Origin of the sequence: Vibrio sp. N418 (assembly GCF_000222565.1) — a bacterium.
Taxonomy (GTDB): domain Bacteria; phylum Pseudomonadota; class Gammaproteobacteria; order Enterobacterales; family Vibrionaceae; genus Vibrio; species Vibrio scophthalmi.
In genome coordinates, this window is sequence record NZ_AFWD01000039.1 from 1 (window position 1) to 14655 (window position 14655).

Annotated in this window: 11 protein-coding genes, 1 tRNA gene and 2 rRNA genes; 9 read left to right on the forward strand and 5 right to left on the reverse strand. The window is 45.0% G+C overall.

The genetic code is table 11. The features are described 5' to 3' along the window. The first annotated feature begins 60 nt into the window (after window positions 1-60). From rrf (RH86_RS07125) to rrf (RH86_RS07135), 3 genes are all read left to right on the forward strand, one after another. Window positions 61-176 (forward strand): 5S ribosomal RNA (rrf, locus tag RH86_RS07125). A gap of 100 nt (window positions 177-276) precedes the next feature. Continuing rightward, window positions 277-352 (forward strand) — tRNA-Thr (locus RH86_RS07130). 16 nt (window positions 353-368) lie between these two features. Beyond that, a 5S ribosomal RNA gene (gene rrf / locus RH86_RS07135) occupies window positions 369-484 on the forward strand. A gap of 122 nt (window positions 485-606) precedes the next feature. Here rrf (RH86_RS07135) and RH86_RS07140 read toward each other — a convergent pair. The 5 genes from RH86_RS07140 to leuA all read right to left on the reverse strand — a co-directional run bounded on the left by RH86_RS07140 (window position 607) and on the right by leuA (window position 6458). Next, entirely contained in the window at window positions 607-1401 is a 795-nt protein-coding gene (locus tag RH86_RS07140) for a DUF547 domain-containing protein (protein WP_038219412.1), read from the reverse strand. Between the two features lie 133 nt (window positions 1402-1534). Then, complete coding sequence (gene leuD, locus RH86_RS07145) at window positions 1535-2137, reverse strand: 3-isopropylmalate dehydratase small subunit (protein WP_009385732.1); 603 nt, start codon at window positions 2135-2137, stop codon at window positions 1535-1537. A gap of 11 nt (window positions 2138-2148) precedes the next feature. Then, entirely contained in the window at window positions 2149-3549 is a 1401-nt protein-coding gene (gene leuC / locus RH86_RS07150) for a 3-isopropylmalate dehydratase large subunit (RefSeq protein ID WP_009385733.1), read from the reverse strand. Window positions 3550-3707: 158 nt separating this feature from the next. Next, window positions 3708-4799 (reverse strand): 3-isopropylmalate dehydrogenase, encoded by a 1092-nt coding sequence (leuB, locus tag RH86_RS07155; protein ID WP_009385734.1) that lies wholly within the window; start codon window positions 4797-4799, stop codon window positions 3708-3710. 111 nt (window positions 4800-4910) lie between these two features. Beyond that, a complete protein-coding gene (gene leuA / locus RH86_RS07160) occupies window positions 4911-6458 on the reverse strand; it encodes a 2-isopropylmalate synthase (protein ID WP_009385735.1) in 1548 nt (515 codons plus the stop codon). A 528-nt stretch (window positions 6459-6986) separates the two neighbouring features. Between leuA and RH86_RS07165 the strand changes: the two genes are divergently transcribed. From RH86_RS07165 to ilvN, 6 genes are all read left to right on the forward strand, one after another. Beyond that, window positions 6987-7514 carry a phosphatase PAP2 family protein gene (locus RH86_RS07165; protein ID WP_009385736.1) on the forward strand — a complete coding sequence of 176 codons (528 nt, stop codon included), beginning with the start codon at window positions 6987-6989 and terminating at the stop codon, window positions 7512-7514. Between the two features lie 4 nt (window positions 7515-7518). Beyond that, entirely contained in the window at window positions 7519-8565 is a 1047-nt protein-coding gene (locus RH86_RS07170; RefSeq protein WP_009385737.1) for an MJ1255/VC2487 family glycosyltransferase, read from the forward strand. Between the two features lie 409 nt (window positions 8566-8974). Then, the gene (gene leuO / locus RH86_RS07175) at window positions 8975-9943 is read left to right on the forward strand and encodes a transcriptional regulator LeuO (protein ID WP_005593027.1); all 969 of its coding nucleotides are present in this window, start codon (window positions 8975-8977) and stop codon (window positions 9941-9943) included. Window positions 9944-10148: 205 nt separating this feature from the next. Continuing rightward, window positions 10149-11957 (forward strand): AMP-dependent synthetase/ligase, encoded by a 1809-nt coding sequence (locus tag RH86_RS07180; RefSeq protein WP_009385738.1) that lies wholly within the window; start codon window positions 10149-10151, stop codon window positions 11955-11957. Between the two features lie 419 nt (window positions 11958-12376). Further along, complete coding sequence (locus RH86_RS07185; protein ID WP_009385739.1) at window positions 12377-14101, forward strand: acetolactate synthase 3 large subunit; 1725 nt, start codon at window positions 12377-12379, stop codon at window positions 14099-14101. A 1-nt stretch (window position 14102) separates the two neighbouring features. Further along, complete coding sequence (gene ilvN, locus RH86_RS07190) at window positions 14103-14597, forward strand: acetolactate synthase small subunit (protein WP_005593030.1); 495 nt, start codon at window positions 14103-14105, stop codon at window positions 14595-14597. The last annotated feature ends 58 nt before the right edge of the window (window positions 14598-14655 follow it).

Genomic DNA, 14655 nt, shown 5'->3' on the forward strand with positions numbered 1-14655 from the left:
AAGTAGAACTTCAAAGACAGCTTTCCAGATTATTCTCTAGAAATAGAGAGAAAGAATTTGCTTGGCGACCATAGCGTTGCGGACCCACCTGATTCCATGCCGAACTCAGAAGTGAAACGCAATAGCGCCGATGGTAGTGTGGGGTCTCCCCATGTGAGAGTAGGACATCGCCAGGCTTTAATTTCGTTTTTACCTTTTTAAAGGTGAAGACAACTGTTAAAAGAGCCCGTTTAAGAGCGGGCTTTTTTAGTCCTGAAGGACAAAAAGATTTTGTGTGCTGATATGGCTCAGTCGGTAGAGCGCATCCTTGGTAAGGATGAGGTCCCCAGTTCGATTCTGGGTATCAGCACCATTTATTAAAGAATTTGCTTGGCGACCATAGCGTTGCGGACCCACCTGATTCCATGCCGAACTCAGAAGTGAAACGCAATAGCGCCGATGGTAGTGTGGGGTCTCCCCATGTGAGAGTAGGACATCGCCAGGTTTTATTTCCGAAAGCCCTGACCATTTGGTCGGGGCTTTTTCGTATCAGCAAAAAAATAATCGCCCTGAGCAGATTATCTGCTCGGGGCGTTTTATTATCTATGTTCGGCAAGCCAACAGTGTTTACTGTTGGTTCAGCGTCCAATCATAATCATACTGGACATTATCTAAAGTAGCGTTCAGGTTTGGGCGATAGCGCTTAATATGGTTTATTACGCCGCCATCAACGGCAAAATCACTGGCAAACCAATCATAAATTGAAGAGAGCTTTAAACCTTTCTCGTTGAGTTCTACGCCTTTAGGGCTGTTAATAAAAGCTTTTGCTGCCTGCTCTAATAATTGGTCTGTGTTTTGCGCTGTGAAGGCTTGAGTTTGTAAATTGGGACAGCCAAGGCTGGCACAGTTAACCGCGTAATGAGTTCGAGGATCATTCCAAATTGGGCGCAGTATCCGATGTTCAATATCATTCAGCGTTAGGGCTTTGCCCTCGATCGTCACAACCTCTTCATCCCAAGGGCCGAAGCTGAAAAATCCGCCCAATTTGGTAATTGATTTAACCGGATAAGCATCGAGAATAAGATCAACGGTGACGGCGTTGTAAAGGTTAACCCAATAGGCGTATTGGACCGCTTGTGAGTACTCTTTTGGATTAAGTTGGCTCAACTGTTCGATGTAGCTATCCAGTCTCTGCTTATCTATGGGCGTCACGGCTTGATAGGCGAACAGATGATTCTGCCCAGAAACCACGACATATTGTTCGAGTATATCTTGCCAAGTTTGATGATTAATTGTGGCTTGATTGGTTTCATTGCTTTGCTGCCAGTAGGCCCAAAGATCCGATTTTGGTGCTGCTACCGTAGAAAAAGTAGCAAAAGGTAGGCTCGCTAAGGTGGCGTATAAAACAAATCTTGTTTTCATGTTTAGACTCAAGCGGATAGAACTTAATGATAAGACCGTGTCAGCCAAATAAAACTTTCCTAATACACGAATGAAACCCTCATTCAGCGGGAACAAAAAAGGTTGGCGATTAAGCCAACCTTTTTATTATCTGTTAAGCGAGAAAGCGGGGTATTTTACTTTCGTATTCGGTGATTTTCGCTTCATGCTGCAAAGTTAGACCAATATTGTCTAAGCCGTTGAGTAAGCAATGACGACGGAATGAGTCGATCTCAAAAGCGTACTCTTTGCCGTTAGCTCGAACACGCATTGCTTCTAGGTCGACCTCTATCTGTGCTCCCTCATTCGCTTCAACGAATTGGAAAATCTCATCCACTTCCTGCTCTGTTAAGCGCACTGGAACCATTTGGTTGTTGATGGAGTTGCCATAAAAAATATCAGCAAAACTTGGTGCGATCATCGCTTTAATGCCGTAATCAGCCAGTGCCCAAGGTGCGTGCTCGCGGGATGAACCACAACCAAAATTTTCTCGTGCAAGTAGGATTGAAGCACCTTGATAGCGAGGGGCGTTCATCACAAACTCAGGATTCGTTTGTTGACCGGCATCATCAAGAAAACGCCAGTCATGGAATAGGTGTTTACCAAAACCTAAACGAGAGACTTTTTGTAGAAACTGTTTTGGGATAATCGCATCTGTATCGACATTGGCGGCATCAAGAGGAACAACCAAGCCTGTATGTTGTTTAAAACCCGACATCTTGTTACTCCTTAATCCAATTCACGAATATCAACAAAGCGGCCCGCTATCGCAGCAGCAGCAGCCATTGCAGGGCTGACTAGATGGGTTCGCCCATCACGACCTTGGCGACCTTCAAAGTTACGGTTTGAGGTTGATGCACAGCGCTCATGTGGACCTAAACGGTCATTGTTCATCGCTAGGCACATTGAGCAACCGGGTAAGCGCCATTCGAAACCGGCATTTTTGAAAATCGTATCTAATCCTTCAGCTTCTGCTTGCGCTTTCACTTGCTCAGAACCTGGAACGATCAGTGCTTGCACGTGGGAAGCGACTTTACGGCCTTTGGCGATTTCAGCTGCAGCGCGCATGTCTTCAATGCGAGAGTTAGTACAAGAGCCGACAAATACTTTGTCCACGGTGTAATCTGATAGCGTTTTACCTGCTTCTAGTCCCATGTATGCCAGTGCTTTTTCTGCTGAAGCCTTTTCGACGGGATCGGCAAAGCTGGCTGGTGATGGGATTGGAGCATCAACCGCTATCACTTGGCCTGGGTTAGTCCCCCAAGTCACTTGTGGTTTGATCTCTGCAGCATTAAGCGTCACAACCGCATCAAATTGCGCGTCATCATCAGATTTTAGCGTCGACCAATATTCAACGGCGGCGTTGAAGTCGTCACCTTTTGGTGAAAACTTACGATCCTTAATGTAATCGAACGTTGTGGCATCAGGCGCGATAAGGCCTGCTTTGGCACCCAGTTCAATCGCCATATTACATACCGTCATGCGGCCTTCCATTGAAAGATCGGTAATCGCCTCTCCACAGAATTCAACCACATAGCCAGTACCGCCAGCGGCAGTCGTTTTACCAATGATGGCCAGTACAATATCTTTGGCGGTAATGCCTTCAGCGACCTTGCCTTTCACTTCGATCTTCATCGTTTTGGCACGGGCTTGCTTTAGCGTTTGTGTGGCTAACACGTGCTCGACTTCCGAAGTGCCTATACCAAAGGCCAGTGAACCAAAAGCGCCATGAGTTGCGGTGTGTGAATCACCACAAACAATGGTCATGCCCGGTAAGGTAATTCCTAGCTCAGGGCCCATAACGTGTACGATACCCTGATATTTATGGTTGATGTCATATAAGGTAACGCCAAACTCTTCACAGTTTTTTGATAACGTTTCCATTTGGATACGAGCCATCTCACCCGAAGCATTGATGTCTTTCGTCGTGGTGGAAACGTTATGATCCATTGTGGCGAAGGTTTTATTCACTTGGCGAACTTTGCGACCTTTTTCTCGTAATCCATCAAAAGCTTGTGGAGAGGTCACTTCATGCACTAAGTGGCGATCGATATACAAAATCGGTGTTTCACCTTCAGCGGCGACGGCTACGTGTGCGTCGTAGACCTTTTCATACAGTGTTTTGCCCATTGCTTCCTTTCCTCGTCGTCTTTCGCTATTTCAACAGTGATGACATAGGTGTTACTCACCGGTTGCGTCGTACCAAGGTTTAAGAAATCACTCCGACTCATTGGCGCGCTGCTACTGTTGTGAGACGACTGTCTCTAATTGTTATAAATTCAATATTGTTAAGAGTTCAAAATGTACTCAGCGATCTTATCGCCCATCTCAGATGTTGAGAGTGCTGGTTTGTCACCGGCAAGATCGCCAGTCAGTTCACCGGCAGAAAGCGCTTTAGAAACGGCATTTTCAATATCTAACGCGGCTTCTTCTTCGCCCAGGCTATAGCGTAACATTAATGCCGCTGACAGGATTTGAGCGACTGGGTTGGCGATATTTTTTCCTGCGATATCTGGAGCGCTGCCGCCAGCTGGTTCATACAGACCAAACTTACTCTCGTTAAGGCTGGCAGAAGGTAGCATGCCCATTGAACCGGTGATCATGGCACACTCATCAGAAATAATGTCGCCAAAAATATTGGAGCACAACATGACATCAAACTGAGACGGATCTTTGATTAGCTGCATGGTTGCGTTGTCGATGTAGATGTGTGAAAGCTCAACATCAGGGTAATCTTTAGCAATCTCTTCCACGACTTCACGCCATAGAATTGAACTTTGCAGTACATTTGCTTTATCTACCGAGCATACTTTTTTATCGCGCAGGCGAGCGGATTCAAAGGCAATCTTTGCAATGCGCTCGATCTCAAAACGGTGGTAAATCTCAGTATCGAAGGCTTTCTCATTTGGACCTTCACCTTCACGACCTTTTGGTTGGCCGAAGTAGATGCCACCAGTAAGTTCACGCACAACGACAATATCAAAACCACGTTTAGAGATATCCGCGCGTAGCGGTGAGAACGCTTCTAAGCCGGCATGAATCTGTGCAGGTCGAAGATTACAAAATAGCTGGAAGTGTTTACGCAACGGCAGTAGAGCGCCACGCTCTGGCTGGTCATTCGGTGGCAGATGTTCCCATTTTGGGCCACCAACCGAGCCAAATAGAACCGCGTCGGATTGTTCACAAGCTGTGATGGTCGATTGAGGCAGCGGAGTACCGTGGTTATCGATCGCGATACCACCGACATCGTGTGCTTCACGTTGGAAAGTAATACCACGTTTGGTTTCTATGGCGTCCAATACTTTGTTCGCTTGAGCCATTACTTCTGGGCCAATGCCATCACCGGCTAAAACTGCGATCTTGTAGGTTTTGTCTGTCATGTTAGTCCTTTAATTTTTGTGCCCATCGAGAACACACGACTGCATTGATGGGCTTAGCGTTGTTTTGCTGTATTCATTTATCAAACGCGAAGATCGCGTTTGATGGTTATCCTATACGGTGGCGATTTTCTTCTGCTTAATCTCAGCAATTTTATCGGCGCGATGAATGCTATTGATTACGTGCAGTAGTGCTTGTCCTGACGCTTCGACAATATCAGTGGAAATTCCCGTTCCGTGATATTTACGCCCTTTATAGTTGGCAATGATATCGGCCTGACCTAAACCATCTTCACCTTCGCCTTTGGCGGTAAGATCGAATTTATCCAATACAATATCGTACCCGGTTACACGATAAATACACTGATAAAGTGCATCTACCGGCCCATTGCCGACAGCCGCTTCACACTTTTCTTCATCGCCGCACTGCAATTGAATACTGGTCGTCGCCATTACGCTGCCTGATTGCACACTAAGGTAATTCAATTTGTAGAAGTCATCTTCATCACGTAAGTTAGAGAAGTGCATCAATGCTTCTAGGTCGTAATCGAACACTTGGCCTTTGCGGTCAGCAAGTTTCAAGAAGGCGTCATACAAGGCGTTCAAGTTGTACTCTTCTTCTTTATAACCCATTGAGTCCATATGGCTCTTAACCGCGGCACGACCGCTACGACTGGTTAGATTGAGCGATTGATTTTTCAAACCAATCGATTCAGGAGTCATGATTTCGTAGGTGTTTTTATTCTTTAGCATGCCATCTTGGTGAATACCGGAAGAGTGGCTAAAGGCATTCGCTCCGACAATTGCTTTGTTGCTTTGGATTGGCATGTTACACAACTGGCTAACAAGCTTACTGGTGCGATGAATTTCTTCATGCTTTAGAGCGGTATGAACGCCAAGCAGCTCTTGGCGAGTCTTGATTATCATCGCGATCTCTTCTAGCGCACAGTTCCCCGCACGTTCGCCGATGCCGTTGATGGTTCCTTCAATCTGGCGTGCTCCCGCTTGGACTGCGGCAATTGAGTTCGCCACTGACATGCCCAAATCATCGTGGCAGTGGACGGAAATGATCGCTTTATCGATGTTAGGAACACGGTTAAACAGCGTTTCGATAATGCCACCAAATTCATTTGGTACCGTGTAGCCAACGGTATCGGGAATATTTACTGTCGTCGCGCCAGCGTTAATCGCGGCTTCGACCATGCGGCAAAGATTATCAATCGGCGTTCGGCCTGCATCTTCACAAGAAAACTCAACATCATCGGTATATTGGCGTGCGTGTTTTACTGCTCTTACACCCATTTCGACTACGTCGTCATAGCTGCGGCGCAACTTATCTTGCACGTGCACCGTTGAGGTTGAAATGAAGGTATGGATACGAAATGCTTCTGCTACTTTTAGCGCTTCGGCTGCGGCATCGATATCTTGTGGTACTGCGCGAGAAAGAGCGCAGATGCGACTGTTTTTAATGTGACGAGCAATGGTTTGCACCGATTCAAAATCGCCTGGAGAAGAAACCGGGAAGCCTGCTTCAATCACATCCACACCGAGACGTTCAAGTGCATACGCAATTTGCAGTTTTTCTTTTACTGTCAAACTGGCTGACAACGCTTGTTCGCCATCACGCAAGGTGGTGTCGAAAATAATGACTTGATCGTTCATAAGTGCTTCCTTTTTGATCCGTTTATCCGCTTAGAGAGGGGATTTAAACGATTACTTCCAGTATTTGATCATAAAAAAACCCGCATCTCGGTGCGGGTTTGTTGTAAATCTGTGTGGTTATTTCTCTTCCACAGCCTACCCGCGCGATTGATTCACGATCAGGAGGAGGTTCAGTTGGCGAGAAAATGTTCTTGTCATTGTTAACTACTTCCTAAGAGAGTTAATGAAACCACATAAATAAGTTAATAGATTAGTACCGTACTCAGCTCGGAACGTCAACCATAAAGTTGTTTTTTTATTCAATTGGAAGAAATTTTAGCCATAAGAAACGATTTTCACTCGATAAGTTTTTTGCAAATTTGAAAACGTATCACTCTATTTGAACCATGGAAGATCGTTTATTGCTCCAAAAAGCCACACGATCATGCTGTCACTAACTCAACAAAAAAACGTCAACTCAGTGTCATATCGGCCCTCTAATTTGAATATAAGCACACTACCACATTGTGCGAATTACTGGAGAGTGCCATGCGTACTATTGCCCCAATTGCTAAGTTTGACCTCGCGTTTTCGTTGTTTTGCTTACAACATAGATTCTGCTTACCGTTATCTAAAATCAGCCGAGTTGTTTCTCATTCGGGGGATGGCCATTTGTATGTGCTGCTTGGTTGCCTAGCTTGGCATTTAGATGGTGAAAATGGAAAACAGTTTCTAGCCGCTGGTTTGCTGGCATTTGTTGTGGAGTTACCGATTTACTGGATGGCTAAAAACCTCTTTAAGCGGCGTCGCCCTGCGGAGTTTAGCCCGCTCATTCCCTCCTTTATTACTCCATCTGATCGCTACAGTCTACCTTCAGGGCATACGGCGGCCGCCTTTCTGCTTGCCACTGTGCTAGCGCATTACTATTTGGATTATGCCTTGTTTGCTCTTATATGGGCGGCTGCTATTGCATTGTCGCGCATACTGCTTGGTGTGCATTTTCTTACCGATGTGTTGTTGGGCGCTTGTCTTGGTATTGCCTGCGCTACGTTTGCCTTGCAGTGGTTTGGAGGATAAGGCGATGAAAATTCTCTATGGGGTACAAGGTACCGGTAATGGCCATATCGCACGTTCGAGAGCGATGTGTCATGCCTTAAAGGCGCATCAGGTTGAGGTTGATTTTTTGTTTTCGGGTCGAGAAGTCGATAAGTACTTTTCGATGGAGTGTTTTGGTGATTATCAAACTCGTCGCGGCCTTACTTTTATTTGTGAGAAAGGGCAGATTAATTATCGTAAAACCTTGTTTAAGAATAGCCTGACTGAGTTTGCGCGTGACGTCGCGGAGTTAGATCTGTCGGGCTATGATTTGGTGCTAAACGACTTTGAACCGGTCACTGCATGGGCGGCGAAAAAGCAGAATGTCCCTTTGATTAGTATTAGTCATCAAAATGCTTTTCGTTACTCAGTGCCACTCAAGGGAGCGGATTGGTTAGATAAACAAGTGATTCGCTATTTTGCACCCAGTTCGCACTACCTTGGTTTGCATTGGCATCATTTTAATCAACCGATTTTGCCGCCAATTGTCCATATGACAAAAGAGAAGGTGGACAATCAAGACTATGTTTTGGTTTATCTTCCTTTCGAGAGTTTGGACGATATCACCGACTTATTATTGCGTTTTACCAGCCAAACTTTCGTCTGTTTCCATCCGCAGATCATCAGCGTAAGCCAGATCGACAATATTCAATTCTTCCCGTTGAGTTTGTCTGAGTTTCATTATTATTTGCAACGCTGCGCGGGCATTATCGCTAATGGTGGTTTTGAACTGCCCTCCGAGGCCCTTGCTCTTGGCAAAAAGTTATTGTTGAAACCACTTGCTGGGCAGTTTGAGCAACTCTCCAATGTCGCCACGCTGGAGAGCTTAGGTTTGGCGAGTAGCATGGAAATGTTGGATGCCGCGATTGTGCGTAATTGGCTCGATGAGGAAGCGGGTGAGAGGGTAGTCTATCCGGATGTAGCCAGCGCGATCGTGGAGTGGCTTCTACAAGGTAATTGGGATGATACCGAGCAGCTTACCAATCAGCTATGGAGCCAAGTTGACTTCCCTAATTATGCTTTTAATGAGTAGTGTAATTGAAAGTATGCGTGGTTGTTTGTTGCTCAGTGTATGAAGTGATTGTTTTTATTCACAGATAACAAAACATCTTCTGCTGCTTATTTATCCGGTCAATTAATGATGTTAATGATTCATAGCTAGAGTGAATTGTTTATCAATCAGCTAAAAAAAACCAATTTAGCTTTTTTTATGATGTCGTTATCCAACTGTTTTTTAATGACTTTAATTGTTAATGGCTAAAAAATACTGATTAATTATCAATCCAGTTGCGCTCGATTGATTGATTAGTCGATAGTCTCTTTTCGTTACTACTCATCTAAATCGCAAATAAATAAGCAGCCTATAAAAAGCCGCGATTAAATCGGTATAGCACAGCGAGATTGTGTTTTGCCCCATGATTCCATTTTTAGAGAAGAGACCGATGACTGAAGCTAAAGAACCAATGAGCGCAATTGCCAGCTACCGAATGGAAAGCACACTACGTGGTGTTGACCTGAACTTACTCACAGTGTTCGATGCGGTGATGCAAGAGCAAAATATTACTCGTGCCGCACACAATTTAAGTATGTCTCAACCTGCAGTGAGTAATGCGGTTGCGCGTCTAAAAGTGATGTTTAATGATGAGCTGTTTATGCGTCAAGGGCGGGGTATTCAACCAACTCAACGTGCTCGTCAGTTGTTTGGTCCGGTTCGTCAGGCTCTGCAATTGATCCGCAATGAGCTGCCAAGCTCAGTATTTTCTCCAGAGAGTTCAACTCGCCTGTTTAAGTTGGCGATGTGTAGCCCGTGCGATATGCGTTTTGCACCCAAAGTGATGGATACGATTCATCAGCGTGCGCCATACGTTCAGTTGCATCTTGATGCTGAGTTTGATCGTCAACTGGCTGAGCGTATGCGCTACCAAGAAATTGATTTTGTCATCGACTATGCTCGCTTTGACGAGCAGGGCTTCTCGAGTACTGAAATTTTCCAAGATGAGTTAGTGATCGTTGCATCGAAAGCGCATCCACGTATTCAAGGTTCAATCAGTGTGGATGGATTGCGTTCAGAGCGCCATGCGAAATTGTCTCGTGTACATGGTCAGCGCAGTTTTTCTGAGCAGGCGTATAGAGAGTTGGATGTTTGCGCTTACTACGAAGGTACCAGTTTGAGCAATGTGCTCTATGTTGTTGGTCAGTCAGAGCTTGTGACGATAGCACCACGCTGGATGGTTGAGAACGCGGCCAATCAACAACAGTTACAAATCATTGTCTCACCCTTTGAGAATACAGTGATTAATGGTTATCTCAGCTGGCATGAATCGAGTGAAAAAGATAAAGGACATATTTGGTTACGAGATCAGCTTATGCAAGTGTGCGGAGAAGTTGTTGCAACTGAAAATAATTCATAAGCTGATGATAAATATCATTAAAATATAACTATTATGATATTTGTATAAATATAATTGGTTGAAATAGTTCTATTTAAAGCCTCGGATGGCGAAAGTCTCCGAGGCTTTTTCTTATAAGTTTGATGCGTGTCAGTTGCCTTTTTTAGCTTGAAATGTACACTGTGCGCGCAAAAGGCTTACAGGTGTAAGCCTAAAGGTAGAAAAGATGGCCAATTTAGATTTTCATATCGTTAAAAGAATTCGTGAACAAATTGCACAAGGCGGCGAACGCACTGCGCTTAAGCACAAAGTAGATGGCTTATGGCAAGGTATTAGCTGGCAGCAATTTGGTCAGCAAGTGGATGCAATTTCACTGGCGTTATTGGCTCAAGGATTACGAGTACAAGATAAGATAGGGATCTTCTCAAACAACATGCCGCAATGGACCGTTGCGGATATCGCTACGCTACAAACGCGTGGTGTGATTGTGCCTATTTACCCAACAAGCACCGCTGCACAATCAGCGTATATTCTGCAAAATGCAGACGTAAAAGTGTTGTTTGTTGGTGAGCAGCCTCAATTTGATATGGCTGTCTCTATCTTTGAACAGTGTGAGCAACTTGAATTGATCGTAGCGATGTCGGACGACATTGATCTACAAGGTCATGCGTTTGCAATCAGCTGGCAAGATTTTATCGCTCGTGGCGATGAAGCACATCAAGCAGAGCTACAGCAACGCCTTGATGATGCAAACCTCGACGATCTATTAACACTAATCTACACCTCAGGCACGACTGGTCAGCCAAAAGGCGTAATGCTTGATTACGCCAACATTGGTGCGCAGTTGCAAGGTCACGATCAGCGTTTAAGTTTGACTGATCAAGATGTGTCACTGTGCTTCTTGCCGCTGTCTCACGTGTTTGAACGTGCGTGGACTTTCTATGTCTTGTACCGTGGAGCAACGAACTGCTACCTGCAAGATACGATGCAAGTACGTGATGCGCTAAGCGAAATTCGTCCAACTGTGATGAGTGCTGTGCCGCGCTTCTACGAAAAGATCTTCTCTGCGATTCATGAGAAAGTATCTAAGGCGCCATTTATCCGCAAAGTGTTGTTCACTTGGGCGGTTAATATGGGCGCGAAAATGGCGGTATGCCATCAAGATGGTCGTAAGCCATCGTTGATGCTGAAAAAATCGTACAAGCTTGCTGACAAGTTAGTGTTGTCGAAATTACGTGCTCTGCTGGGTGGTCGAATCAACTTTATGCCATGTGGCGGCGCGAAATTGGATGAGACCATTGGTCGCTTCTTCCATGCCATTGGCATCAACGTTAAGTTGGGTTACGGCATGACCGAAACCACGGCGACCGTTTCTTGTTGGGATGATAAGTGTTTTGATCCTGCTTCGATCGGCATGTCGATGCCGGGCGCACAAGTAAAGATCGGTGAAAACAACGAGATCTTAGTACGTGGTCCTATGGTGATGCGTGGCTACTACAAAATGCCAGAAGAGACCGCTCAAACGTTTGATGAACATGGCTTCCTAAAAACCGGTGATGCAGGTCATATTGATGAGAACGGTAACTTATTTATTACCGATCGTATCAAAGAGCTGATGAAAACATCGAATGGTAAGTACATCGCACCACAAGTGGTTGAAGGTGCTATCGGTAAAGATCATTTCATTGAACAAATTGCGGTGATTGCGGATACGCGTAAATTCGTTTCTGCGTTGATCGTACCGTGTTTTGATAGCTTGGAAGAGTATGCTAAAGAGCTCAATATCAAATACCACGATCGCGTAGAGCTGATTAAGCATCATCAAATTGTTGAGATGCTTGAATCACGTGTGAACGACTTGCAAAAAGAGCTGGCTAAGTTCGAGCAGGTGAAGAAATTCAAATTACTGCCTAAAGCATTCTCGATGGATGATGGTGAGTTAACACCAACGCAGAAACTGCGTCGTAAAGTGATTAACGATAAATACCAAGACGAAATCGAAGAAATGTACGACGATAAACCGTCTAAGAAGTAGTTTTTCTCAATCTAAATATTTAGATTGATTAAAAATCCCCCATAGTCATCACTTGGCTATGGGGGATTTTTTTTATTTTTACACTAGCTAGCAAGGCACTCTCAGAAAGTGTGCACAAAAAATATTCAGCTTTATTTATCGCGGTTTCGTGGAAAGATGCTGATTTTTAGACGGTATTTATCCACTTTTTATCGTCATTCTCGGAATTCATAGAATTGTGTGAGGAATGAGAGAAAAGTCGCAATAGATTCTTTGAAAAGAAAACGTTACATTTGTTGCTATTGCTTGCGTGTTGTTATGACATGCGCAAGGCATAGAGAAAGAGTGGAAGTATTTCAATTAGGCTAAAAATAAGCCCTAACTATGTGCAACCGGCCAAGCAATGAACCCTATTGATTGGTGCAGGTAAGGAGAAAGATATGACAGCAATGTTGTCCGGTGCAGAGATGGTTGTTCAATCTCTCATCGAAGAAGGAGTTGAACAGATTTTCGGTTATCCAGGCGGTTCAGTATTGGATATCTATGATGCGCTGCATGCGAAAACCGAACAAATCAAACACGTTCTGGTTCGCCATGAACAAGCGGCAACGCATATGGCTGATGGCTACGCACGTGCAACGGGAAATCCTGGCGTAGTGTTGGTTTGTTCAGGCCCTGGCGCAACGAATACCATTACGGGGATTGCAACCGCCTATATGGATTCGATTCCCATGATCGTCATTTCCGGTAATGTGCCGAATAACCTGATTGGTAATGATGCGTTCCAAGAGTGCGATATTGTCGGTGTGTCACGCCCAGTGGTAAAACACAGCTTCTTGGTAAAGAAAGCCGAAGATATCCCTGAAACCGTTAAGAAAGCCTTCTACATTGCGACGACAGGCCGTCCTGGTCCTGTGGTTATCGACTTACCTAAAGATATTCTTAATCCACAAATCAAATTGCCATACGAGTACCCTGCAACGATCTCGATGCGCTCGTATAAACCAACCACCACAGGCCATAAAGGTCAGATAAAAAAAGCACTTAAAGCCTTATTAGAGGCGAAAAAGCCCGTACTGTACGTCGGTGGTGGTGCTGTGATTTCCGAAGCGGATGAGCCACTATTGAAGCTGGCTGAAGCGCTGAACTTGCCAGTCGTAAGCACCTTAATGGGGCTGGGGGCATTCCCTGGTACTCATAAAAACTCGCTCGGTATGCTTGGTATGCACGGTACCTATGAGGCCAATATGGCGATGCATGGCGCGGATCTGATCTTTGGTGTTGGCGTGCGCTTTGATGATCGCACCACGAATAACCTAGAAAAGTACTGTCCAGATGCCAAAATTATGCACATTGATATCGATCCTTCGTCGATCTCAAAGAACGTCAAAGCGGATCTGCCTATCGTAGGCTCTGCCGATAAAGTCCTTGCTTCAATGATGAGTCTGCTGGTGGAGCAAGGTGGTAGTAACGATGAACAAGCATTGAACCTATGGTGGGATGAAATTCAAACATGGCGTAATAAAGAGTGTTTGAAGTATGACAAATCACCTGAGCGTATTAAGCCACAACAAGTGATTGAGACATTGCATAAACTGACTAATGGTGATGCTTATGTCGCGTCCGATGTTGGTCAGCACCAAATGTTTGCCGCCTTGTATTACCCATTTAATAAGCCACGCCGTTGGATTAACTCTGGCGGTTTAGGCACGATGGGCTTTGGACTCCCGGCGGGGATGGGCGTTAAATTTGCCAAACCGGATGAAGAAGTTGTTGTGGTGACGGGTGACGGCAGTATTCAGATGAATATCCAAGAGCTGTCGACGGCAATGCAATATGACATCCCAGTGAAGATCATTAACTTGAACAACCGTTTCTTAGGCATGGTGAAACAGTGGCAAGATATTATTTATCAAGGCCGTCACTCTAATTCTTACATGAGCTCGGTGCCTGATTTTGCGGCGATCGCAGAAGCTTATGGCCATGTTGGTATTCGCATTGAAACCCCAGATGAACTCGAAGCGGGTTTACAACGGGCACTTGAACTGAAAGATCGTTTGGTGTTTGTTGATATCAATGTTGACGAAACAGAGCACGTGTACCCAATGCAGATTAAAGGCGAGGGTATGGATAAGATGTGGTTAAGCAAGACGGAGCGTACCTAAGATGAGACATATCATTTCACTATTGATGGAAAACCAACCGGGTGCGCTATCACGAGTTGTCGGCCTGTTTTCACAGCGTGGCTACAACATTGAATCATTGACCGTTTCACCAACCGATGATGAAACCTTGTCACGTTTGAATATCACCACAATCTCAGACGATTTGGTGCTAGAGCAAATTCAAAAGCAGCTGCACAAACTGATTGATGTATTGAAAGTTCAGGAAGTCTCTGAGCTTGAGCATATTGAGCGTGAGTTGATGTTGGTTAAGGTGAAAGCCAGTGGCTTTGCTCGTGCTGAAGTTAAACGCACTGCGGATATTTTCCGTGGGCAGATCGTGGATGTCACGGCATCGCAATATACAGTGCAATTGACAGGTGATAGCGAAAAACTTGATGCCTTTATCCAAGCGTTATCAGAGGTGACAGAAGTGATTGAAGTGGCGCGTAGTGGTGTGGTTGGCATTGCGCGTGGTGAGCGAGCTCTCAAAGCCTAATCGCCCCCCACCTAGACAAGATAAATAACAAAAAACCACCGACAATTCGGTGGTTTTT